At 64.7% G+C, this 22,589-nt stretch carries 19 protein-coding genes; 15 read left to right on the top strand and 4 right to left on the bottom strand.

Annotated features, from left to right (window positions below):
* The 7 genes from CXQ88_RS16225 to metE all read left to right on the top strand — a co-directional run bounded on the left by CXQ88_RS16225 (position 1) and on the right by metE (position 7,839).
* Complete coding sequence (locus tag CXQ88_RS16225) at positions 1-873, top strand: DUF58 domain-containing protein (protein ID WP_104045181.1); 873 nt, start codon at positions 1-3, stop codon at positions 871-873.
* Positions 863-1,333: a hypothetical protein gene (locus CXQ88_RS16220; protein WP_104045180.1), complete on the top strand. Its 471-nt coding sequence runs from the start codon at positions 863-865 to the stop codon at positions 1,331-1,333. Before CXQ88_RS16225 ends, CXQ88_RS16220 begins: the two co-directional genes overlap by 11 nt.
* The gene (locus CXQ88_RS16215; protein WP_104045179.1) at positions 1,324-2,325 is read left to right on the top strand and encodes a vWA domain-containing protein; all 1,002 of its coding nucleotides are present in this window, start codon (positions 1,324-1,326) and stop codon (positions 2,323-2,325) included. Before CXQ88_RS16220 ends, CXQ88_RS16215 begins: the two co-directional genes overlap by 10 nt.
* Positions 2,322-3,365, top strand: a complete 1,044-nt coding sequence (locus tag CXQ88_RS16210; RefSeq protein WP_104045178.1) for a vWA domain-containing protein — start codon at positions 2,322-2,324, stop codon at positions 3,363-3,365. The genes CXQ88_RS16215 and CXQ88_RS16210 overlap by 4 nt, the downstream gene beginning before the upstream one ends.
* A complete protein-coding gene (locus CXQ88_RS16205) occupies positions 3,362-4,108 on the top strand; it encodes a hypothetical protein (RefSeq protein ID WP_258061945.1) in 747 nt (248 codons plus the stop codon). Before CXQ88_RS16210 ends, CXQ88_RS16205 begins: the two co-directional genes overlap by 4 nt.
* A 351-nt stretch (positions 4,109-4,459) precedes the next feature.
* Positions 4,460-5,425, top strand: a complete 966-nt coding sequence (locus tag CXQ88_RS16200) for a methylenetetrahydrofolate reductase (RefSeq protein ID WP_104045177.1) — start codon at positions 4,460-4,462, stop codon at positions 5,423-5,425.
* A gap of 83 nt (positions 5,426-5,508) precedes the next feature.
* A complete protein-coding gene (metE, locus tag CXQ88_RS16195) occupies positions 5,509-7,839 on the top strand; it encodes a 5-methyltetrahydropteroyltriglutamate--homocysteine S-methyltransferase (protein ID WP_104045176.1) in 2,331 nt (776 codons plus the stop codon).
* 52 nt (positions 7,840-7,891) lie between these two features.
* Here metE and CXQ88_RS16190 read toward each other — a convergent pair whose 3' ends face one another.
* Positions 7,892-8,395, bottom strand: a complete 504-nt coding sequence (locus CXQ88_RS16190) for a DUF2004 domain-containing protein (RefSeq protein WP_104045175.1) — start codon at positions 8,393-8,395, stop codon at positions 7,892-7,894.
* A 45-nt stretch (positions 8,396-8,440) separates the two neighbouring features.
* On the bottom strand, positions 8,441-9,358 hold the full coding sequence (locus tag CXQ88_RS16185) for a LysR family transcriptional regulator (protein ID WP_104045174.1): 918 nt from the start codon (positions 9,356-9,358) through the stop codon (positions 8,441-8,443).
* 146 nt (positions 9,359-9,504) lie between these two features.
* On the opposite strand from CXQ88_RS16185, the gene CXQ88_RS16180 reads away from it, so the two are divergent.
* The 8 genes from CXQ88_RS16180 to nrdF all read left to right on the top strand — a co-directional run bounded on the left by CXQ88_RS16180 (position 9,505) and on the right by nrdF (position 19,298).
* The gene (locus tag CXQ88_RS16180; protein WP_104045173.1) at positions 9,505-10,905 is read left to right on the top strand and encodes an NAD(P)/FAD-dependent oxidoreductase; all 1,401 of its coding nucleotides are present in this window, start codon (positions 9,505-9,507) and stop codon (positions 10,903-10,905) included.
* Positions 10,902-11,627 (top strand): DUF1365 domain-containing protein, encoded by a 726-nt coding sequence (locus tag CXQ88_RS16175; RefSeq protein ID WP_104045172.1) that lies wholly within the window; start codon positions 10,902-10,904, stop codon positions 11,625-11,627. Before CXQ88_RS16180 ends, CXQ88_RS16175 begins: the two co-directional genes overlap by 4 nt.
* A complete protein-coding gene (locus CXQ88_RS16170; RefSeq protein ID WP_104045171.1) occupies positions 11,624-13,036 on the top strand; it encodes a class I SAM-dependent methyltransferase in 1,413 nt (470 codons plus the stop codon). The genes CXQ88_RS16175 and CXQ88_RS16170 overlap by 4 nt, the downstream gene beginning before the upstream one ends.
* A gap of 106 nt (positions 13,037-13,142) precedes the next feature.
* Positions 13,143-14,930, top strand: a complete 1,788-nt coding sequence (locus CXQ88_RS16165; RefSeq protein WP_104045170.1) for a long-chain-fatty-acid--CoA ligase — start codon at positions 13,143-13,145, stop codon at positions 14,928-14,930.
* A 334-nt stretch (positions 14,931-15,264) separates the two neighbouring features.
* On the top strand, positions 15,265-15,510 hold the full coding sequence (gene nrdH / locus CXQ88_RS16160) for a glutaredoxin-like protein NrdH (protein WP_013601222.1): 246 nt from the start codon (positions 15,265-15,267) through the stop codon (positions 15,508-15,510).
* 127 nt (positions 15,511-15,637) lie between these two features.
* Positions 15,638-16,090 carry a class Ib ribonucleoside-diphosphate reductase assembly flavoprotein NrdI gene (gene nrdI, locus CXQ88_RS16155; protein WP_104045169.1) on the top strand — a complete coding sequence of 151 codons (453 nt, stop codon included), beginning with the start codon at positions 15,638-15,640 and terminating at the stop codon, positions 16,088-16,090.
* A gap of 20 nt (positions 16,091-16,110) precedes the next feature.
* Positions 16,111-18,231, top strand: coding sequence for a class 1b ribonucleoside-diphosphate reductase subunit alpha (gene nrdE, locus CXQ88_RS16150; RefSeq protein WP_104045168.1), 2,121 nt, complete (start codon positions 16,111-16,113; stop codon positions 18,229-18,231).
* Between the two features lie 92 nt (positions 18,232-18,323).
* Positions 18,324-19,298: a class 1b ribonucleoside-diphosphate reductase subunit beta gene (gene nrdF / locus CXQ88_RS16145; RefSeq protein ID WP_104045167.1), complete on the top strand. Its 975-nt coding sequence runs from the start codon at positions 18,324-18,326 to the stop codon at positions 19,296-19,298.
* 175 nt (positions 19,299-19,473) lie between these two features.
* On the opposite strand, the gene CXQ88_RS16140 is transcribed toward nrdF, so the two are convergent.
* Both CXQ88_RS16140 and CXQ88_RS16135 read right to left on the bottom strand, forming a co-directional pair.
* Positions 19,474-20,520: an MsnO8 family LLM class oxidoreductase gene (locus tag CXQ88_RS16140; RefSeq protein ID WP_104045166.1), complete on the bottom strand. Its 1,047-nt coding sequence runs from the start codon at positions 20,518-20,520 to the stop codon at positions 19,474-19,476.
* 435 nt (positions 20,521-20,955) lie between these two features.
* Positions 20,956-22,494, bottom strand: coding sequence for an HNH endonuclease signature motif containing protein (locus CXQ88_RS16135; RefSeq protein WP_104045245.1), 1,539 nt, complete (start codon positions 22,492-22,494; stop codon positions 20,956-20,958).
* Positions 22,495-22,589: the final 95 nt, after the last annotated feature.

Raw genomic sequence — 22,589 nt, 5'->3', positions numbered from 1 at the left:
ATGACCACGCTCCTTCAGCGGGTGAAGTCGAAGATGGCCATCTTCGCGCACCGCAAGGCACGCGGGGTGCTCGACGGCGAGTACGGTTCAGTGTTCCGCGGACGCAGCCTGGACTTTGACGACCTCCGTGCCTACATCCCCGGCGATGAGGTGCGCGACATTGACTGGAAAGCCACCGCACGTCACGGCTCACCGCTGATCAAGAGGTACGTTGCCGTCCGCCGGCAGACAGTCCTCCTCATTGCCGACACCGGACGCAACATGGCGGCTGTAGCCCGAAGCGGCGAAACGAAGAAAGACATCGTCGTGATGGCGCTTGGAGTTATGGGCTATCTCGCCCACCGCCACGGCGACGTTGTGGGCCTGGTCAGCGGTGACTCTGCCGGGACCGGGAGCGTTCCGGCCAAGGGCGGCGAGGGCCACCTTGAACGGCTTTTGCGCCGTGTCCATTCCAGTACCTCCGGGGATGCGGCCGGCAGCAGGATCCAGGAGCAGCTGGAGCACGTGGCCCGCACCGTCAAAGGCAGGCACCTCCTGTTCGTGGTGGCGGACGAAATTGCGGCGGATCCGGAGATGGGCCGGCTGCTCCGCCGGCTTCGGGCCCAGCACGAGATCCTGTGGCTCACCGTCAGGGACGCCGAGTTGGCCGCTGCGGGGGACTGGTACAGCGTCGACGATTCCTCGTCCCTGGTGAGCCACCTGGCACAGTCACCTGCCGTTGCGGCAGCCTACGGAAGGGCTGCTGTGGAGCGGGATGCCGGCCGGGAGAACATGCTGCGCCAGGCCGGCATCACCGAAGGCTCTGTTGCCGGCAGCCACGATGTCGTCACCGCACTGTTCGCACTCCTGGAAAGGCACCGTCGTGCAGGCTGACTCGGAATTCCACGGCCCGCTGCAGTACAGCCCGGTGTGGATGTGGGCGGGCCTGTCGCTGCTCCTGCTGTTGGCTGGCTGGTACGTCTTCGTGTTCACCAGCACCCGGCGCCCGCGCATGGACAAGAACGCCGCTGACGTGGCTCCGCTGACCGACCTGCCGGCCCTCAAGGCCGCGTACCTGCAGCGGATCACCGACGTGGAGCATCACGCGGCCGCCGGGAACCTCGCTGCCCGCTCCGCCCACCAGGAGATCAGCCTCCTGCTGCGCCGTTTCGTCCGGGACGCCACCGGAGTCGACGCGCCGCGGATGACCCACGCCGACCTCGCGGAACATCCCCTTCCTGCGGCTGCTGCGGCTATCGTCGCCCTGTACCCGGGCGAGTTCGGCCCCGAGCCGCTGCCTGCCGTTGAGGCTACTGCCGCCACCGCCCGCGAGGCGGTGCGTTCGTGGAGCTGATCTTCTGGGGACTGATCCCGCTCGCTGCCATCGCGGCAGCCGTTGCAGGAAGGCTCGCCCTGCGCCCGGACAGGAAAGCCAATGCACGACGCCGGCCGGCGGCCCACACCGATCGGCTCACCATGCTGCCGGAATACCAGGCAGCGCTGCGCCGGCACCGCCGATGGCTCGTTGCGGCGGCAATCGCCTGTGCGTCGCTACTGACGTCCACGGTGCTGGCGGCCGCCCGTCCGGTGGAGGTCACAACTATCAGGCCGGAGCAGCACAACCGGGACATCGTCCTGTGCCTGGATGTATCGGGATCCATGAGCAGCGCGGACGCTGCAGTGGTGGACGTCTTTGCCCGGCTGGCCGAGGACTTCCAGGGTGAACGGATCGGCCTCACCATTTTTGACAGCACGGCCATCCAGGTCTTCCCCCTCACCGACGACTACTCATATGCACAGGAACAGCTGAAGCTCGCCCGGGACGCCTTCGACGGGAAACCCGGCACGTCCGGCTTCCTCGACGGCACCTGGAGCGGCCGCGGTTCATCCCTGATCGGGGACGGTGTGGCATCCTGCCTCAACAGCTTTCCGCCCGGCACCGACCAGGAGACCGGCAACCCCCCGCGCTCGCGGTCGGTGGTCCTGGCGACGGACAACCTGGTTTCCGGGAAGCCCATCATGACATTGCAGGAGGCGGCAGGTATCGCGAAGAACAGGGCAGTGCGGGTGTATGCGCTTAACCCGGGGGACCTGGACTATGGCACCGGCGCGGACCAGCCAGGGGCGCAGTTAAGGGAAGCTGCCGAGTACAGCGGCGGAGCCTACTATGCCCTGGATAGCCCGGAGGCTGTGTCCGGCATCCTCACTGCCGTTCAGGAAACGGAAGCAACGGCCCTCCAGGGCGCAGCCCGGGCGGTGGTCTCGGACCGGCCTGACCTTCCGTTAGGCCTTGCCCTCTTCTCGGGACTGGCACTCGCTGCGGCGTATCGGCGGCTCCGGCCATGACGTTGCAGCCGATCCTGCCGTGGTGGCTCCTGGTTCCCGCCATCACGGCCACGCTGGTGCTCCTGGGATGGAGGGTCTTCCTCGAACGACGGCGGGGCACACGCGTCGAGGTCCGCCGCGCCGTGCTGGTGCTGCTGCTGTTCGCAGCGGCACTCCGGCCAGGTGTGCCGGGCGGATCAGCCACAGCAGCCACCGCCGACCTCAACGTATTCTTCGTGGTGGACACCACCAGCAGCATGGTGGCCGAAGACTACGGAAATGCCGGGCCGCGTCTGGACGGGATACGCCGGGACATGATGGGGATCGCCCAGGAGCTGCCCGGCGCCCGCTTTTCGCTGATCACCTTTGACGACACAGCCCACGTCAGGATGCCCCTCACCACCGACACATCGGCGCTGGAAACCATCACGTCCATCCTCGAGCCGCAGGTCACGGCTTATGCCAAGGGCAGCAGCATCACAGCAGCCCGTGAGGTGCTCGCCGAACGCCTCGCCGCTGCCCGGGAGAGCCACCCGGAGCGGCCGCGGCTTGTCTTCTACCTGGGTGACGGCGAGCAGACCAGCGGGAAGGAGCCGGAGCCCCTGAAGCTGGGGGACGGCCTCGTGGCCGGGGGAGCGGTGCTGGGCTACGGTACCCCCGGCGGTGGACGGATGAAGGAAAACACCGGGCAGGAGTCCGACGGCGATGCCCCCTACATCCAGGACAGCAGCGGCAGTGCCACCAGGGATGCGGTGTCCGTTATCGATGAAGGCAGGCTCCGGGAAATTGCCGCCCAGCTTGAGGTGCCCTACGTGCACCGGGCCGCGGGGGACCCTGTGTCAGCCATGATGCTGGAGGCGAATCCAGGTGCATTGGAGCGGACTACTGGGGACGGGCGCCATAGCGGCCGGACAGAGCTCTACTGGCTGTTCGCGGCAGGCGCCTTCGGCCTCGGCCTGGCAGAGGCCGTTGGAATTGTACGGCAGTTCCGCGAACTGCAGCCAGCTTCCCAGCGGCACGCGGCCCCGCGCTCCGCGGACGTGAAGGAGGCAGCGCGATGACTGACTCCAAAGCCGGTGCCGGCACGGGACGGCTGCGGAAGCGGCGCCTGCTGCTGTGGTCGGCACTGCCTGTAATGCTGGTGTTGTGTGTGGCCGCCAAGCTGCTCAGCCTGGGCCCCATCGCAGAGCACGCGGCCCGGGCCTTCGCAGCGAACGATGCCGCCGCCGTCGGTATAGCCTCCGAGGGGCTGCAGCTGGGAAACATCCTCGAACGGCACAAGGCTCCCTTCGCAGCAGGCGACGCCCTGGTACTGTCCGGCGACACAGCCGCCGCCAGGTCCAAGTTCGAGGAGGCCCTGGACCTTGCACCGGCCAACTCGGCTGACGCCTGCATCATCCGGCTGAACCTGGTCCTGGCCATCGAGAGGCTCGGCGACGGCAAGCTGCGCTCGCAGGATCCGGCGGCGGCCGCCATCACGTTCACAGAGGCGCTGGACATGGCCGCTGCGGCACCCGACGGGTGCTTCCCCGCCGGTGCGGGTGCTGAAGCCGGCGGAAAGTTCACTCAGGCAGAAGAGCGGCTGAGAGACAAACTCGAAGGTGCCGGTGCCGGCGCCGGGCAGGAAGAAAGACAGCAGGAGCCCGGCGAGGAGGAGCAGCAAGCCGACGCTCCCAACGAAACCCAGCTGGAAGAGCTGGCGGAGAGCGCCCGGGAATCCCAGCGCGAACGTAACAACGGGCGGGAACGCGAGGAGTACTTGGGGGACAGTGAGTACGCTCCAGGCCCCGACCGCCCCTGGTAGTGGCGGCAGGGGCCGGTAACGTGGAGGCCCGCGCCGGCGAAGAATGTTCTGCCGGAGGACGCAACAAGGCGTAAGACTGCGTCTTAATTCGGACGGGAACTTGAATGCGCTTCCGGCCCCTCCTAGAGTTCTATACAAGTTACCGCGGTAACGTGTCAGCGATCCTCCGTTGCGGAGGGTGTGGGTGCCCCCATGTGGGCCTGACATTTGCTCACGGACAACTTCATTCCAGGCGTACCAGTCGCGGCTGCGTCCTGTGGAGTTATTCCGTGTTCCCCAAACTCAATTCATTGCCGGTGCTGTCGCAACTTCTGACAGTCAGCCCTCAATGGCCCAAAGCCAAGGACGCAAATGTCACCACCCAGCCTTATTGACATACACCCGAACCTCTCCGACGCCGCCCCGGTGGCGCTCTCCTATGAGCTGTTCCCGCCGCGGTCGCCGAAAGCCGCGGAGACACTGTGGACCACCATCCGCGAGCTGGAAAGCACCGAACCGGACTACGTCTCCGTCACCTATGGTGCCAGCGGCTCCAACAGGGACACCGCCGTCGAACTCATCAACCGGCTCCTGCTCGAAACCACCCTCCGGCCGCTGGCCCACCTGACCTGCGTAGGGAACACCCCGCAGGAACTGGCAGGTATCATCGGTGAACTGCTGGACACCGGCGTGCGGGGCATTCTCGCACTGCGCGGTGACCTGCCCAAGGACGGCGGGGAACCTGCTGCGGGCTCACTGCGCTACGCCCAGGACCTGATTGAACTCATCCGCCGGGTGGAACAGCGCCGGTCAGCACTGCTGTGCGCCGGGAAGATTGCGGTGGGCGTGGCGGCATATCCCACCAGGCATCCGGAATCACCGAGTGAAGAGCACGACGTCGAGGTGCTGCTCGCCAAGCAGCGTTCCGGCGCGGACTTCGCCATCACGCAGGTCTTCTTCCGGACCGAAGAGTATGCGGACCTCCTCACCCGGGCACGCCGGGCCGGGGTCACCATCCCCATCATTCCCGGCGTTATGCCGCTCACCAGCCTCCGCCGCCTCAAACGGCTGGGCGAATTGGCCGGCGTGGAGCCCGCGCCCGAACTGATGGAACGCCTGGCCGCCGCGGACAGCGACATCGATCGGCTGCACATCGGCGTCGATGCCACGGTGGACCTGGCCAACGCCGCCCTGGATGCAGGCGCTCCCGGCATTCACCTGTACACCTTCAACGAACACCAAAGCGCACTGGAAGTGCTGGACAAGCTCGCTTTGCCGCGGCGCTCCCGCACCGCCGGCCGGCGTGACGCTGTGGCCCGCCCGCAGCTCGCCAGCTGACCGCCTTCCGCTCACCACGCAGCTCCAAACCAGAGGGTTTTGAGCCCAAGCTTAGACGCAGCTTCTATCTAAGGAATATTGCCATGCCTGAAAACAACACGCCTTTCCCGTCCGCCTCCCTCCTCGGCTACCCCCGAATCGGCCGCCGCCGCGAGCTCAAGAAGGCCGTGGAGGCCTACTGGGCCGGCAAAATCGACGCCGCCGCCCTGGACGCCGCCGCCAAGGACATCCAGCTGACCATCGCGAGGCGCCTGCAGGAACTCGGCCTGACCGAAGCCGCGGCCGTGCCTGGCACCTTCTCCTACTATGACCAGGTCCTGGACACCACCGCGCACCTCGGGGCAGTCCCGGCCCGCTTCGGCAAGCTCCTCAACGCTGAGGGACAGCTCGACGTCGACGGCTACTTCACGCTTGCCCGCGGCAACAAGGAACAGCAGCCGCTGGAAATGACCAAGTGGTTCGACACCAACTACCACTACCTCGTACCTGAGATCGGCCCGGAGACCGAGTTCACCCTCGCCTCCACCGCCAAGGTTGACGAGTTCGCTTTCGCCCTGGCCAACGGCATCGAAACCCGCCCGTACATCGTTGGCCCGGTCACCTACCTGCTGCTGTCCAAGGCTTCCGACGACGCCCCCGCCGGCTTCGCTCCGCTGTCCCGCCTCGAGGACATCCTGCCCGTCTACGTACAGCTGCTCGACAAACTTGCCGCCGCCGGAGCCGGCTGGGTCCAGCTCGACGAGCCCGCCCTCGTTGTGGACCAGGACACCCCGGCTGCTGAAACCGAAGCAGCCGTTGCCCGCGCCTACGAGGTCCTCACCGCCGCAGCCAACCGCCCGCAGATCCTCGTTTCCACCCCGTACGGCTCGCTGGACGGCCAGCTCGGCACGCTAGCTGCCACCAACATCGAGGCGCTGCACATCGACGTCTTCAAAGGCGCCGTTCCCTCTGCTGCCGCCCTCGCAGGCCTGGGCAACAAGACGCTGGTTGCCGGCGTGGTTGATGGGCACAACATCTGGCGCAACGACCTCGCCGCTTCCGCCGCGAAGCTGGAGGAACTGAGGGCCGCGGCCGGCAAGATCGCCGTCTCCACCTCCACGTCCACCCAGCACGTCCCCCACGACGTCGGCGAGGAGACGCAGCTTTCCGAGCAGCTTCGGAGCTGGCTGGCGTTCTCGGACCAGAAGGCGGTTGAGGTCAAGACCCTCGCGTCCTACCTGGCTGACCCGGCCTCCGCCAAAGCAGCCATCGACGAAGCAACCGCAGTGATCGCTTCCCGCGCCACCGCTGAAGGCGTCCGCCGTTCGGATGTCCGTGCCCGCACCGAGGCCCTCACCTCCGCAGATTTCTCCCGCTCCGAATACTCGGTCCGCGAAGCCGCGCAGGAAGAGGCGCTGCACCTTCCGCCGCTGCCCACCACCACCATCGGTTCCTTCCCGCAGACCCCGGAGATCCGTTGGGCCCGCGCCCGCAACAACAAGGGCGATCTCACCAACGAGCAGTACGAAAAGCTCATGAAGGACGAGATCAAGCGCGTTGTGGACCTGCAGGAAGAGCTCGGCTACGACGTCCTGGTGCACGGCGAGCCCGAGCGCAACGACATGGTCCAGTACTTCGCCGAAAACCTCGAAGGCTTCGACGTCACCGTCCACGGCTGGGTCCAGTCCTACGGCTCACGCTGCACCCGTCCGTCCATCCTGTGGGGCGACGTCACCCGCAGCGCTCCCATCACGGTTCAGTGGGCCAAGTACGCACAGTCCCTCACCAGCAAGCCGATGAAGGGCATGCTGACCGGTCCGGTGACCATCCTTGCCTGGTCCTTCGTCCGTGATGACCAGCCGCTGGGCGAGACCGCCAACCAGGTTGGACTGACGTTGCGCGACGAAATCGCCGACCTCGAAGCCGCCGGCATCAAGGTCATCCAGGTGGACGAGCCCGCCCTGCGCGAACTGCTCCCGCTGCGCAAGGCTGAGCACGCCGACTACCTGACGTGGTCCGTTGACTCCTTCCGCCTGGCCACAGCCGGTGCTGCAGACGCCACCCAGATCCACACCCACCTCTGCTACTCGGAGTTTGGCGTCATCATCGACGCCATCGACGGCCTGGACGCCGACGTTACCTCCATCGAGGCCGCCCGGTCCCGCATGGAAGTTGTGCACGACCTCGAATCCCACGGCTTCGGCCGCGGTGTGGGCCCGGGCGTTTACGACATCCACTCACCGCGCGTACCGGGCACCGAGGAAGTCACCGAACTGCTGAGCACCGCCATCAAGCATGTGCCGACGCGCCAGCTCTGGGTCAACCCGGACTGCGGCCTGAAGACCCGCGGCTACACCGAGACCGAGGAATCCCTGCGGAACCTGGTGGAGGCCACCAGGACGGTCCGCGCCGGCCTGCTGGAAACCGCCAAGTAAGACAATAAAAAGCGGTGGTTGAGCCTGAGGCTCAACCACCGCTTTTGCGTTTTCAGGACCAGACGATCTCGTCGTCCACCACGCCGTCCTCGTCGGCAGACGCCACCAGGACCTCGTCGGTGAAATGCTCGCCCAGGGTGAAGTCCATAACAAAGTAGCGTTCAGGCTGGCCGGGGTAGACCCCAACGTGGCCAAGCTTCAGGGCCTTCAGGAACACTGCATTGGTGAGCTGGCTGCGCTCCGATACGCCAAAAACCTTCTGCAGGTGCTCGTCCTTGAGTGCGCTGCAGTGGAAATGGAGGTACTCCTGGGGGCTGGTGCCTTCCTGCTCCAGTTCCTCAGCGATCATGTCCCGCACCTCATCTACCAACTCGGGCAGGAAGCGCAAACGGTAATCGACCTTGCGCAGTGCGGCTTCGTCAAAGTGGTCATGGGCGGTGACGTTCAGGTCGATTTCCAGCGGATGGCCGCGCAGTTCATGCTTAGCGGCGATGAAGTGATCCTTGCCGTGGTTGAGCTCAATCTCTCCAAAGTGCTGGCTTGCTACCTTGTTCATACTTTCAACATAGACCCGAACTGCAGCGCATTCCAGCGTTCCGGGCTAATTCACCGCGGTGCGCATCCCGGCCAGGGTCTCAGCGAGCAGGTCAACAAACAGCTGCACCCGGGCGGTTTTCCTGTCATTGATCAGCAGCGCGAAAACGTTTCTGGCCAGCCGGATCTCGGGAACGTCAAGCACCACCACCCCGTCCGGCCGGTGGCGCAGCGCCAATTCGGGAACCAGCGCCGCCCCCAGCCCTGCCGCAGCCATTTCAAGGCTCGCGTGGAAGTCGTCACTGTGGGCCACCACGCGCGGATGCAGGTTGCAGCCCGCGAAGAGGCGTTCGATGACCATGGCATCGCTGGTGCCGGGGTGGTGCATGATCCACGGCATCTCGGAAAGGTGGTCAGCTGCCACCTTCGCGTCGGACCGGAAACCCCAGCCGGCGGGCAGCACTACGCGGAAATTATCGTCACCGATCCACTGCCGGTTTATGGTGTTCGGCCACGCGAACCCGGTCTGGCCCACCTGGAAGACCACGGCCAGGTCCAGGTCACCGCCCGTGCGCAGCCCCTGGATTGTCTGGCCCGGTTCCGCCACGGAGACTTTCAGGTCAATGCCCAGGTTCTTCCATGCCGGGTTCTTCAGGATTCGGGGCAGGACGTAGGTTGCCAGGCTGGGAAAAATGCCCAGCCGAAGTTCCTGGTTGGCCGTGTCCCGGGTCCTGGAGGCGGCGGCCATCAGTGCCTCCATGTCCGTGAGCACCTTGGCCGCGTGCCGGGCCATGACGACGGCGGCTTCCGTGGGCACCACGCTGCGCGCGGAGCGCTGGAAGAGGACGACGCCGGTGTCCCGTTCCAGCGCGGACATCTGTTGCGAGACTGCCGAGGCCGTGTAGCCGAGCGTTGACGCGGCGGCCGCGAACGAGCCCAACCGCGTGACCTCCAGAAGGGTCTTCAGGTGTACCGGATTTACCACCTGCCCACAGTACTCCGCCGCCCAGTGCCGCAGAAGCTGCCCAAGGCTGGAGAAGCTGCCAGGCCTTCACCCATCCGCTGGCACAGCAGTGCCGAATTGCCCTCTGTATATCCACCCTTGGCAAATGTTCAGCAGAGGAGCATAAGTTGTCACCCGACCCAGCAGTAAACAAAGGCGACAGGCGGCGGGTTGCCGTCGTCGGCAGCGGCGTGGCCGGTCTGACCGCCGCCTACGTCCTCAACCGGCAGGATCACGTCACCTTATTTGAGGCGGACTCCCGGCTGGGCGGGCACGCCCATACGCACGACCTCCCGCAACCGGACGGGTCGGCTATCGGCGTGGATACCGGCTTCATCGTCCACAACGAGCGGACCTATCCCACCCTGCTGCGGCTGTTCGCTGAGCTGGGGGTGGAAACGCAGGACTCGGAAATGAGCATGTCCGTCCGGTGTGACGGCTGCGGCCTGGAGTATGCCGGGGCGCGCGACGGCGGCCGCGGAATCATTGCCCGGCCCTCCAGTTTGCTGCGGGGCCGCTACCTGCTGATGCTGCTGGAGGTCACCCGCTTCTACCGCAAGGCCCGGGCACTCCTGAAGACGGCACCCGTTTCAGCTGTCAGTCCCGACACAGCCCAGCCGGAGCTGACCTTGGGCGGGTTCCTGGAACGGAACAACTTCAGCCCGTACTTCATTTCGCATTTTATGACCCCGGTGGTCAGTGCAGTCTGGTCCTGCGATCCCACCACCGCGCTGGCCTACCCGGCCGGCTACCTCTTCACCTTCCTGGACCACCACGGAATGCTGGGCGTGAAGGGTTCCCCGCAGTGGCGGACCGTCACCGGCGGTTCCGCCCGGTACGTTGAGAAACTCGCCGCCACCCTGCCGGATGTCCGGCTAAACACCCCGGTCACCGCCATCCGGCGCCTGCCGCATGGCGTGGAAATCGGAACTGAGCACGGGCTGGAAGACTTTGACGCCGTCGTCATTGCCACCCATCCGGCCCAGGCACTCGGGTTCCTGCCAGATGCCACGCGCGCCGAGAAGCAGGCGCTGGGCGGAATGCCTTACTCCGTAAACCACACCGTGTTCCACCAGGATCCGGCGGTCCTTCCCACTGCCGGCAACGCGAAGGCTTCCTGGAACTACCGCCTGCCGTCGTGCGACGCCCGGCCGGACAAGGTCCTGGTTAGTTACGACCTCACCCGGCTGCAGCGGCTGGAGCCGGTTGACGGCAGGCGGTACCTGGTGAGCCTGGGGGAGTCGGAGCTGATTGCCGATGACGCCGTGCTGGAGCGGATGGTGTACGAGCACCCGCAGTACACCCCTGAATCCCTGCAGGCGCAGCAGGCAATCGCCGGACTCAGCGACGGCCGGATTGCCTTCGCCGGAGCGTACCTGGGCTGGGGTTTCCATGAGGACGGTGCCCTTTCCGGCGTCCGGGCGGCCGAATCGCTGGGACGTTCCTGGGCTCATGCCGTAGATGCTGATCCGCTCGATTCCCCGAACAGCGGGGAGCGGGAACTTCTTTCCGCAACGGACCCTTCATGAGCTCAGCCATCTACCGCACCTCCATTTCCCACGTGCGGCGCACTCCGTTAAAGAACGCATTCACGTACCGCAGCTACAGCTGGTTCGTGGACGTTGACAGGCTTCCGCGGCTTCCGCTCCTGCTGCGGCCGCTCGCAGTGTTCCGCGCAGGGGACCACCTGGGTGATCCGGACGCCACCATCCGCATCAACGTGGAACGGTACTTGCGCACGCAGGGGATAGAGCCCGACGGCGGCCCCATCCACATGCTGACCAGCGCCAGGGTATTGGGTTACGTTTTCAATCCGCTGACGCTGTTCTGGTGTTACCGGTCCACTGGCGAGCTTGGGTGCGTGGTGGCCGAAGTGCACAACACCTACGGGGAGCGCCACTGCTACCTTCTCCGTACAGATCCGGCCGGGAGGGCTGCCGTCCCGAAGGCGTTCTATGTTTCACCCTTTAACGACGTGGACGGGCAGTACCGCATGAAGCTGCCCGCGCCGGGGGAGCGCCTCGGGGTTTCCATCGTGCTGGACCGCGAAGGCCACCGGCCGTTCGTCGCCACCATGGACGGCACGCGCCGCCCGGCCACACTTCCGAACATCGTGATGGCGGCCTTGGCGGTACCGGCCGCGCCACTGCTGGTATCCGCACTCATCCGGGTACAAGGCATCAAACTTTGGGCCAGACGGCTGCCGGTCGTCGCCCGGCCGCACCACCCCTCACAGGAGGCAGTTCAATGACAATGACGGACGACAACCAAGCAACTGCAATCCCTCTTCGGGACAAAACCAGGGATAAGGCCAGGGACAAGACTTCAGGCGAAGTTTTGGACAAAGCCGCCACGCACTATGCCGCAGCCTGGACCGCGACGGGAGTGCCGGCGTCGCCCGCCACCATCGATCCGGACGTATGGCCGGAAGTTGCGCAGCCGCCGTCGGGAGCCAAAGCAGCAGTGGCAGGCAAGGCCGCAGGGCTTCTGTTCAAGGGGGCAGTAAAGCGGCTGCCAATGCGGGTGGAGTACCCGGACGGTACTGTCCTGGGCGCCGGCGGCGCCGATGCGCCGGTGATGGTGATGGTTCGGCCGGAGGTGTTCGAGGCCCGGATCGGTGACAACGGCCTGATCGGGCTGGGGGAATCGTTTATGGCCGGTGACTGGGAGGCCAGCTGCCTCGCCGGCGTCCTTGAAGTGTTTGCCGCCTCGGTGGATACGTTGATTCCCGCGCCACTGCAGGCGTTGCGCGCCTTGTACCTGCCGCGAACGCCGCGGCAGGAGCGGAATGCCGAGCAGAACACCCGCAGCAACATCTCGCGGCACTACGATTTGTCCAACGATCTGTTCTCCAGCTTCCTTGACTCCACGATGAGCTACTCGTCGGGGCTGTTTCCGCTTGAAGCGGGGCCCCTTTCCGCTGTTGCCTGGGAAGCCCTGGCCGAAGCTCAGCAGGCGAAGATTGACCGGCTGCTGGACAAAGCCGGCGTCGGCGCGGGGACCAGGCTCCTGGAAATCGGCACCGGTTGGGGCGAGTTGGCACTCCGGGCTGCGGCCCGCGGCGCCACTGTCTACAGCATTACCCTTTCCAGTGAGCAGCAGGAGCTGGCGCAGGAGCGCATCGCGGCGGCCGGCTATTCGGACCAGGTGACCGTGGCGCTGCAGGACTACCGGGCGGTGGAAGGCGAGTACGACGCCGTTGTATCCGTAGAGATGATCGAGGCTGTGGGCTACGAGTTCTGGCCCATCTACTTCCAGACCATCGACCGTGTGCTGGCGCCGGGCGGGAAGGTAGCAATCCAGGCGATCACCATGCCGCATGACCGCATGCTCGCCACCCGGAACGCCTACACCTGGGTGCACAAGTACATCTTCCCGGGCGGTTTCCTGCCGTCGGTACGGGCCATCGAAGGCGTGACGGAGCAGTACACCACCTTGCGCGTGCGCGAGCGGATGGGCATGGGGGACCACTACGCCACCACCCTCCGGCTGTGGGAGGAACGGTTTCTGGAGCGGTCCCGCGAAGTGGGGGAGCTGGGCTTCGATGCGGTGTTCCAGCGGATGTGGCTTTTCTACCTGTGCTACTCCCGGGCGGGATTCCAGTCGGGCTACCTGGACGTGCAGCAGATTGTGCTGGACCGCCGGGAGGTCCAGCTCTAGCGGCGCCTCCTGGCACCCCCGGTTTGCAGGAAGACATCCACGGGTAGGATTTTTGCGGCGTGCCGCTTGGCCCGCAGACCTGGCGGTTCCAGTGGCAAGGACGGTTATGAAGAAGGAAACCCTGCGGAAGTCGTTCGGGAAGGCTGCCGGGAAGGGTGCAGCTCCCCAGCCCGGGCAGTCCTGGAGGGAGCGGCCCTGGACCACTTCGTATGGGCCGGGCGTGCCGGCTGCTCCGGTGCTCCCGGAGGGTTCGCTGGTGGACCTCGTGGATCAATCGGTGCGGCGGTATGGGTCCAGGACCGCCCTGGAATTCTTCGGTGCCCGCACCAGCTACCGCGAACTCGGATCACTGATCAGCCGGGCCGCCGCCGGCCTCAAGAAACTGGGCGTTAAGCCTGGCGACAGAGTTGCCCTGGTCATGCCGAACTGTCCGCAGCACATCATCGCTTTCCATGCGGTGCTGCGCCTCGGTGCGGTGGTGGTCGAGCACAACCCGCTCTACACGGACCGCGAACTGCGCCACCTGTTCGAGGACCACGGAGCCGCCGTCGCGATTGTTTGGGACAAGGCGGTGGAGCGGGTCCGCCAGCTGCCGGCCGACGTCGGGGTCCGCACTGTCGTTTCAGTGGAGCTCATCCCCGCGATGCCGCTGATGCGGCGGCTGGCGCTGCGGTTGCCGGTTCCCGCGGCGCGTAAGGCCCGCGCCGCCCTGACCGTTGGCACGGACGGGGCGACGGGGCGGCCCGCTCCCGCTGAGCGGCCCGTGCTGCCGTGGCGGCAGCTCCTCGAAAACGGCGTGCTCAGTAAGAAGCATCCACGCCCTGCTGCCCGGGACCTCGCCGCCCTGCAGTACACCTCCGGCACCACCGGCCTGCCCAAAGGCGCCATGCTCAGTCACGCCAACCTGCAGGCGAACGCGGCCCAGGGCCGGGCCTGGGTGCCCGGGCTCAAGGACGGCCGGGAGACCGTCTACGCAGTGTTGCCGCTGTTCCATGCGTACGGACTGACGCTGTGCATGACTTTCGCGTTGAGTATCGGGGCGAAGCTGGTTCTGTTCCCCAAGTTCGACGTCGACCTTGTGCTGAAGGCTTTCAGGAAATCCCCGGCGACGTTCCTGCCGGCCGTGCCGCCGATCTACGACCGGATCGCCGCTGCAGCGGCGGAACGGGGCATCGGGCTGGAGAGCATCCGCTTCTCGATTTCCGGCGCCATGAACCTGCCAAAGGAGACGGTGGACACGTGGGAGAAAGCGACCGGCGGCTACCTGATCGAGGGCTACGGGCTGACCGAAACCTCGCCGATCGCCATCGGCAACCCGTTCGGCCCCAGCCGGAAGCCCGGCACAGTAGGGGTTCCATTTCCGCTGACCGACATCCGGGTGGTGGATCCCCGGAACGTGGCACTGGACCGTGCCCCGGGGGAGGAGGGGGAGCTCCTGATCCGCGGGCCCCAGGTGTTCTTCGGCTACTGGAACCGGCCGGAGGAGACCGAGGACGCCCTGCTCGACGGTGGGTGGTTCCGGACCGGAGACATCGTCTCGGTGGACGACGACTACTTCGTCACCATCCGGGACCGGATCAAGGAACTGATCATCACGGGCGGCTTCAATGTCTCGCCCAGCGAGGTGGAGGACGTCATTGCCACCTTCCCGGGTGTAGCGGAAGTCTCTGTCGTCGGGCTGCCCCGCCGGGGTGGCGGCGAAGATGTGGTCGCGGCGGTTGTGCCAACGCCGGGCACCACCATCGATCCCGGCGCGCTCCTGTCCTTTGCCCGGGAAAACCTGACAGCCTACAAGGTGCCCCGCCGCGTGGTAGTCCTCGATTCGCTGCCCCGCTCACTGATCGGCAAGGTCCTGCGCCGGGAGATCAGGGACAACCTCGTGGCACGGGGCTGAGCCGGGGAATCCCTGAGGGTTGCGTCACTACATGTAGTGGTACGGAGCTCTCCTTCGTGGCCTGACGGCGCCAGGCGACACGCCGTCTTTTCCCCGACACGCTGGGCGTTAAATGTGGCTAAGTACTCCACAGGGTGTGGATTCCGTCCGCGAAAACAGCGGGATCCCGGACATTTTGAAGGCCACTCCCTGTGGATTAAAGGTGCATTAAATGACATACTTGTAATACATCATCTTGGGGTTCCAAAGCGGCGTCTGCACTAGATGTAGTATCTACATACAGCTTGAGCGGGAACACCGGACGAGCAAGTTTTCAGCAAAGGGGACAGGAATCATGACCGTAACGGTTTACACAAAGCCTGCTTGTGTTCAGTGCAACGCCACCTACCGGGCGCTCGACAAAAAGGGCATCACGTACCAGAGCGTTGACATCTCCCAGGACGCCGAGGCACTCGAGCGCCTGAAGGCATTGGGCTACATGCAGGCACCCGTTGTGGTCACCGACCAGGACCACTGGTCAGGCTTCCGCCCGGACAAGATCGAGGAACTGGCCCTCTCCGCTGTTTCCTCCGTGGCCTAGGGGTCACTCCTTTTCTGCCGGCAACAAACAACCAGCTGAGGTGACTCCCACGGCAGCACCAGCAGCCCAGGAATTCCACACAGCACAGGAATCCCGGACATCCCAGGAACTTCATGCGGCTCAGCGCGTGGATGCTTCCGGTCCGGCTCCGGCGGTTGTTACCAGCAGCCAGCTCATCTACTTTTCCTCGGCATCCGAGAACACCACCCGCTTTGTATCGAAGCTCGGCCGTGAGATGGCCCGGATTCCGCTGCTTGCCAAGGATGCACCCCTCCTCGCCACCCGGCCGTTTGTGCTGGTGGTGCCCACTTATGGCGGCACCGGGGGAGAAGGCTCTGTCCCGAAGCAGGTCATCCGGTTCCTGAATATTCCGCAGAACAGGGAGTTGCTCCGCGGAGTGATCGGTGCCGGCAACACAAACTTCGGGGACAACTACTGCATGGCGGGGGACATCATCGCCGCCAAGTGCGGAGTACCGCACCTCTACCGCTTCGAATTAATGGGCACGCCAGAAGACGTGACCCGCGTAAACAATGGATTGGACACGTTTTGGACACGACTGTCGCAGACACAGAAGTAACCAGGGCTCAGAAGCCTGAGATGCCCGCTGCCTATAAGGGCCTGGGTTATCACGAGCTGAACGCCATGCTTAACCTGTACGGCCCCAGCGGCGAGATCCAGTTCGAGGCGGACCGCGAGGCCGCGCACCAGTACTTCCTGCAGCACGTGAACAACAACACCGTGTTCTTCCACGACCTGGAAGAGAAGCTCGAATACCTGGTCAAGAACGACTACTACGAGCGCGAGACGCTGGACCAGTACACGATGAACTTCATCCGTGACCTGTACAACCGTGCCTACAAAAAGAAGTTCCGCTTCGAGACCTTCCTCGGCGCCTTCAAGTTCTACACGTCCTACACGCTGAAGACGTTTGACGGCAAGCGCTTCCTGGAGCGCTACGAGGACCGTGTCTGCATGGTGGCACTGCACCTGGCCCGCGGCAACGAGCAGCTTGCCCTGCAGATGGTTGACGAAATCATCGAGGGCCGCTTCCAGCCGGCCACCCCCACGTTCCTGAACGCCGGCAAGAAGCAGCGCGGCGAGCTGGTCTCCTGCTTCCTGCTCCGCATTGAAGACAACATGGAGTCGATCGGCCGCTCCATCAACTCCGCATTGCAGCTATCCAAGCGCGGCGGCGGTGTGGCGTTCGCGCTGACCAACATCCGCGAAGTGGGCGCGCCCATCAAGCAGATCGAGAACCAGTCCTCCGGTGTCATCCCCGTGATGAAGCTCCTCGAAGACAGCTTCTCCTACGCCAACCAGCTCGGTGCCCGCCAGGGTGCAGGCGCTGTGTACCTGCACGCCCACCACCCGGACATTTACCGCTTCCTGGACACCAAGCGCGAGAACGCGGACGAGAAGATCCGCATCAAGACCCTCTCGCTCGGCGTCGTCATCCCGGACATCACGTTCGAGCTGGCCAAGCGCGACGAGGACATGTACCTGTTTTCCCCGTACGACGTCGAGCGCGTCTACGGCATGCCGTTCTCCGACGTCTCGGTCACCGAGAAGTACTACGAGATGGTGGACGATTCCCGGATCAAGAAGACCAAGATCAAGGCCCGCGAGTTTTTCCAGACGCTCGCCGAGATCCAGTTCGAGTCCGGCTACCCGTACATCATGTTCGAGGACACCGTGAACCGGGAGAACCCGATTGACGGCAAGATCATCATGTCCAACCTGTGCTCGGAGATCCTCCAGGTTTCCCAGCCCACCACGTACAACGATGACCTGTCCTACGCGGACACCGGCAAGGACATTTCCTGCAACCTGGGCTCGCTGAACATTGCCAAGGCCATGGACTCGCCGGACTTCGGCCTGACCATCGAGACGGCCATCCGCTCGCTCTCGGCTGTGTCCGACATGTCCAACATCACCTCGGTGCCGTCCATCGCCAAGGGCAACGACCAGAGCCACGCCATCGGTTTGGGCCAGATGAACCTGCACGGCTACCTTGCCCGCGAGCGGGTCCACTACGGTTCCGAAGAGGGGCTGGACTTCACCAACATTTACTTCTACTCCGTGGTGTACCACGCGGTCCGCGCCTCCAACCTGCTGGCCATCGAGACCGGCCAGACCTTCGGCGGCTTCGAGAAGTCCAAGTACGCCTCCGGCGAGTTCTTCGACAAGTACACGGAGCAGGAGTGGGTGCCGCAGACCGAAAAGGTGCGGGAGCTCTTCAAGAACGTCCACATCCCCACGCAGGCTGACTGGCTGGCGCTGAAGGCTTCCGTTATGGAGCACGGCATCTACAACCAGAACCTGCAGGCCGTGCCGCCGACGGGCTCGATCTCCTACATCAACAACTCCACCTCCTCGATCCACCCGGTGGCGTCCAAGATCGAGATCCGCAAGGAAGGCAAGCTGGGCCGCGTGTACTACCCGGCGCCGTACCTGACGAACGACAACCTGGAGTACTACCAGGACGCGTACGAGATCGGCTACGAGAAGGTCATCGACACCTATGCCGCTGCCACCCAGCACGTGGACCAGGGCCTGTCCCTGACGCTGTTCTTCAAGGACACCGCCACCACGCGTGACATCAACAAGGCCCAGATCTACGCCTGGAAAAAGGGCATCAAGACCATCTACTACATCCGTCTCCGCCAGCTCGCGCTGGAAGGGACTGAGGTGGACGGCTGCGTCAGCTGCATGCTTTAATCTTCAACTAAATTCTGCAGGTACGACGGCGGGCGCCCGCCCGCCGTCGTAGGCTTAACTTCAAAGAACAACCCAACGCATTAGGGGATGACATGACCGAGAAGGTCAAGCTGCTTAGCCACGTCGAGGCCATCAACTGGAACCGCATCCAGGACGACAAGGATGTCGACGTCTGGAACCGCCTGGTCAACAACTTCTGGCTGCCGGAGAAGGTGCCGCTGTCCAATGACGTCCAGTCCTGGAACACGCTGACGCCGGCTGAGCAGCAGCTCACCATGCGCGTTTTCACCGGCCTAACCCTGCTGGACACCATCCAGGGCACTGTCGGCGCAGTCTCGTTGATTCCGGATGCGCTCACCCCTCACGAGGAAGCCGTCTACACGAACATCGCGTTCATGGAGTCGGTGCACGCCAAGAGCTACTCATCGATCTTCTCCACGCTGGCCTCCACCAAGGAGATCGACGAAGCGTTCCGCTGGTCCACGGAGAACGAGAACCTTCAGAAGAAGGCTCAGATTGTCATGGACTACTACCAGGGCGATGACCCCCTGAAGCGGAAGGTGGCCTCGACGCTGCTGGAGAGCTTCCTGTTCTACTCGGGCTTCTACCTGCCCATGTACTGGTCTTCAAGGGCCAAGCTGACGAACACGGCTGACCTGATCCGCCTGATCATCCGCGATGAAGCCGTGCACGGCTACTACATCGGCTACAAGTTCCAGCGGGCCCTCGAAACGGTTTCTGCAGAGCGCCGGCAGGAGATCAAGGACTACACCTTCGAGCTGCTCTTTGAGCTGTACGAAAACGAAGTCCAGTACACGCACGACCTCTACGACGGCGTTGGCCTGGCTGAGGACGTCAAGAAGTTCCTGCACTACAACGCCAACAAGGCGCTGATGAACCTGGGCTACGAGGCCATGTTCCCGGCGTCCGTCACCGACGTGAACCCGGCCATCCTGTCCGCGCTGTCCCCGAACGCTGACGAGAACCACGACTTCTTTAGTGGATCCGGCTCTTCGTATGTGATTGGCAAGGCCGTCAACACCGAGGATGATGACTGGGACTTCTAGGCTCGGGCAAGGAACGGCAAAAAGCTGAGGCGGTCGACTCGAGTCGACCGCCTCTTTCGCCTTCCGGCATCTGGTCTTACGCGTGATGGGCGGGACGGCATTTTTTTAGTACCCGATCCACGACTCCGCGGGCTCGCGCTGGGAGGGCACTATGTGGCGTCAAGTCAGGTGGGCGTCAATAGGATGCCGCGGATCCAGGGCGGTCGTCGATGCTGCGGCGCTCGTCTGGGGGGAAGAGCCCGGCCAGGAGCCGATCGGATTCCGCCTGCGCCTCGACGTCGAAGGCTCCGCCTGTGATCAGCAACTCGTTAGCTCCGGAAGTCGCGAGCAGGTGCTGGATTTGGGTCCGCACCTCGGAGGCCGTGCCGTAGAGCGATGTGGACAGGCTCCTTTCGACCGCTTCCTTTTCTCGGAGAGTCAGCCCGGCCCACTCGGTCGGACCCACGGGCGCCAAGGCAGCGAATTCGCCGGTGGTCCGGGAGCGGGCCAGCGCGACGGCTTCGGGCAGAAGCAGTTCCCTCGCCGCCTGGCGGGTCGCGGCTACTGCGACGTTGGCGGAAACCAGGACGAAGGGCTGCTCGAACCAGCGTGATGGACGGAATTGTGAGCGATACCTTTCCAGCGCAGGGAGTGTGCCGTTATGATCCGTCCGGAACACGGCTGGCCCGCCCAGCACCACAGCCAGGCCGGCGCGGGCTGCAATATCGATTCCCGAACCGGTGGCCAGCACGAATACCGGTGTAGCCGAATCGTTCCGCGGCCGGGCAGTGATGGGCGCGGCTCCGGACAGGTAAGCAAGCAGTTGGGCCAGCTGGCCTTCAAACCGCTCCGCGTCCTGTTTCTCGGCGCGCAGCGCATTCCGGACTGCCGGGGTGAAACCGACAGACCGGCCAACGCCCAAGTCGATCCGCGAGGGATGCAGAGCCTCCAGCGTGGACGCCTGTTCGGCCACCACGAGTGGTTGGTGGTTGGGAAGCATGATGCCTCCTGAACCGACCCGGATGGAGCGCGTCCGGGCAGCAACGGCGGCCATCAGCACGGGCGGAACGGAACCGGCAATGCCTGGCACCGCGTGGTGCTCTGCGACCCAAAAGCGGTGGTAACCCCATTCCTCGGCCCGCTGGGCCCGTTCCAGCACCCGGTTCAGGGCGTCCGCAGCAGGAAACCCGTCCCGGGCGTTGGCACGGTCGAGAATGGAAATCCGGGGAAGGGGAAGGGCCATACTGCTGGAACCACTCTGGGCGCGGAAGAATTCCGCTCCGGAACGCGGGTACGGAGTCCGGGTCGGACAGTGTCCAACCTAATGTGTGCGGACGGGTGGCGTTCGTGTCCACCCTAATGTGTGCGAAGGCTGGGCGGCCGCTCACCGTCGGATCAGGCTGCTTTCTCCATGGCGGCGAGCCGCTAGTTGAACCGGTTCACTTCGTCGAGCACCTCGGTGAACACCCAGGCCCTGCCTCGCTTGGTCTGGGTGATCGGGGAAATCACTCCGTTCTCCTTCGAGACATCCTCCTGGACCCGCTCGGATACGAATACGAATAGCGCAGCGTGTAGGCCCTTCGACCTCCCACGGCCGGCTCCAGTTGGTCCTGTTCGCTAGCCTGTCCCAGTACGAGCGCGAGCTTTGTGCGGGGTCCCTTGTGCTTCCTCCCGGCAGTTATGTCGCGTCGAGGTAGGCGCGCAGGAACTTTTCTGCGGCAGATGGCGGTACCTGAAAATAGTCCACGGTTCCGCCCAAAGCGGTGGGCATGGGCGGGTAGGGCCGTTGTGGTTTCGACTCTCCGAATACCGGCGCGAGGGAACGCGGCCAGTGGGGCGGTTCCCAGTCCTGGTGTTCGCTTTTGTAGTGCCGTCCTGATGGTGAGACCCAGCCGGGCGGCTCATTTTTTGTTGCCGGCGTCGGTCTCCAGCCGCTGGCGTGTTTGAGTCTGTGGTGCCGTGGACAAGGCTGTCCCAGGTTGCTGATCCCGGTGGTTCCGCCGTGATGCCAAGCCAGGAGGTGGTCGGCTTCGTTGTCCAGGGAATGGTTGCTGCACCCGGGGAACGGGCATTTGCCGTCGCGCATACGTAGCCAGTTCCGCATGGCCTTTGTGACCCGGTAACTCGCGCGTCCGATCTCCAAGGGTGCCCCATCCCGTGGATCCACGAGCACCCGGTGGAACGAGTCAGCTCCATTGGCCACCAGGTCCCGGGCCACGGAGGCAGGAATGGGTCCAAAACCGTCGAGCACCGCCGGTTCCTCGGTCAGCCCGAGCAGGGAAAAGACAGGAACGGTGACCAGGATGTCGGCGCGGGGCGTGGGGACATCGGCTAGGCCCCTGGCCCCTGCATCCGGCCCAGCCCCGGGCGCGCGGCTGATGCCGTTGCTGCATTTAGTGCAGCCGTTGTCGCTGCGCAGGGCTGCCGTTGCGAATACGTCTGCCCGTAACTGGGTGAGCGTCCGGGCCTCGTGGGGCCCTTGCAGGCCCCGTGCGATGGCGGTAATGCGGTTCCAGATCGCAGCCGCCTGGCCTGCGGGCAGGTAGGCAGACACCCGAGCCATGCCGTCCTGCTCCGGCGTGTATTCCAGGCATCTGTCCTGCACGCCCTTGGCATGGCGTTTTTCGATGCTGTCCGGATGGTGCCGCTCGCGCCAGGTCTTGGCCTTTCGCCGGAACCTAAAGGCGGGCATCTCGCCGGCCGGGCAGCCGCGGGCAGGGTTGACTGCGTCAGCGTCGAGGAAGTGGGCTTCAAGTGCCCCCGCTGCGTAGCGGTCAAGGGTGGCGGTCTCGTCCACCATCACCTTCGCGTGTTGCCACGAAACCGTTCCCGCCTGCAGTGCTGCCAGGGTCCGGGGCAGGGACGTAGCCAACGCATGGGATTGCTCCAGCAGCATGCCTGCGGCCCTCTCGCCGATGGCCAGTACGCAGCCCACCTCGGCCGCTATCGCCATCTCCTGGGCCTGGGCCGGCGTGTTCAGGGGCGCCGCCGACCGCGCCGAGTCCGCATACGTAGCGGCTGCCTCTGCCTTCAATGCCGCAATCCGAGCCTCAGTCCGTGAAATCCCGGCAAGAATGTCCAAGCACTCATCAGCGACGGCGGCCAGAGGGTCGGTGTCCGAGGACAACCCGAAACCGGTCCCGGCCGCCTCGGCGCGGAGCATGGCGAGCGCGGCGTCGATCGCCCCAAATGCCTTTTCCACCGCTGCGCCTGCCATGTACCCATTATTGAAGGAGGGTCTGACAGTAATGATGGAAGTGGCTTGTGCCGCGGTGTGACTCTGGGTCTGACTGACGCCCGCTTCGTTGGTTT

Source organism: Arthrobacter sp. ZGTC412 (assembly GCF_002929215.1).
GTDB lineage: Bacteria > Actinomycetota > Actinomycetes > Actinomycetales > Micrococcaceae > Arthrobacter.
Note: the sequence above shows the minus strand (reverse complement) of the source record. Positions and strands in the feature narration are given on the sequence as shown.

What these genes read in the sequence shown, in the direction of transcription:
- CXQ88_RS16170 (WP_104045171.1), top strand. Translation starts at nt 11,624, where the DNA reads ATGACAATGACGGACGACAACCAAGCAACTGCAATCCCTCTTCGGGAC.
- CXQ88_RS16140 (WP_104045166.1), bottom strand. Translation starts at nt 20,520, where the DNA reads ATGGCCCTTCCCCTTCCCCGGATTTCCATTCTCGACCGTGCCAACGCC.
- metE (WP_104045176.1), top strand. Translation starts at nt 5,509, where the DNA reads ATGCCTGAAAACAACACGCCTTTCCCGTCCGCCTCCCTCCTCGGCTAC.
- CXQ88_RS16190 (WP_104045175.1), bottom strand. Translation starts at nt 8,395, where the DNA reads ATGAACAAGGTAGCAAGCCAGCACTTTGGAGAGATTGAGCTCAACCAC.
- nrdH (WP_013601222.1), top strand. Translation starts at nt 15,265, where the DNA reads ATGACCGTAACGGTTTACACAAAGCCTGCTTGTGTTCAGTGCAACGCC.
- CXQ88_RS16200 (WP_104045177.1), top strand. Translation starts at nt 4,460, where the DNA reads ATGTCACCACCCAGCCTTATTGACATACACCCGAACCTCTCCGACGCC.
- CXQ88_RS16205 (WP_258061945.1), top strand. Translation starts at nt 3,362, where the DNA reads ATGACTGACTCCAAAGCCGGTGCCGGCACGGGACGGCTGCGGAAGCGG.
- nrdE (WP_104045168.1), top strand. Translation starts at nt 16,111, where the DNA reads ATGCCCGCTGCCTATAAGGGCCTGGGTTATCACGAGCTGAACGCCATG.
- CXQ88_RS16135 (WP_104045245.1), bottom strand. Translation starts at nt 22,494, where the DNA reads ATGGCAGGCGCAGCGGTGGAAAAGGCATTTGGGGCGATCGACGCCGCG.
- CXQ88_RS16175 (WP_104045172.1), top strand. Translation starts at nt 10,902, where the DNA reads ATGAGCTCAGCCATCTACCGCACCTCCATTTCCCACGTGCGGCGCACT.
- nrdF (WP_104045167.1), top strand. Translation starts at nt 18,324, where the DNA reads ATGACCGAGAAGGTCAAGCTGCTTAGCCACGTCGAGGCCATCAACTGG.
- CXQ88_RS16210 (WP_104045178.1), top strand. Translation starts at nt 2,322, where the DNA reads ATGACGTTGCAGCCGATCCTGCCGTGGTGGCTCCTGGTTCCCGCCATC.
- CXQ88_RS16165 (WP_104045170.1), top strand. Translation starts at nt 13,143, where the DNA reads ATGAAGAAGGAAACCCTGCGGAAGTCGTTCGGGAAGGCTGCCGGGAAG.
- CXQ88_RS16225 (WP_104045181.1), top strand. Translation starts at nt 1, where the DNA reads ATGACCACGCTCCTTCAGCGGGTGAAGTCGAAGATGGCCATCTTCGCG.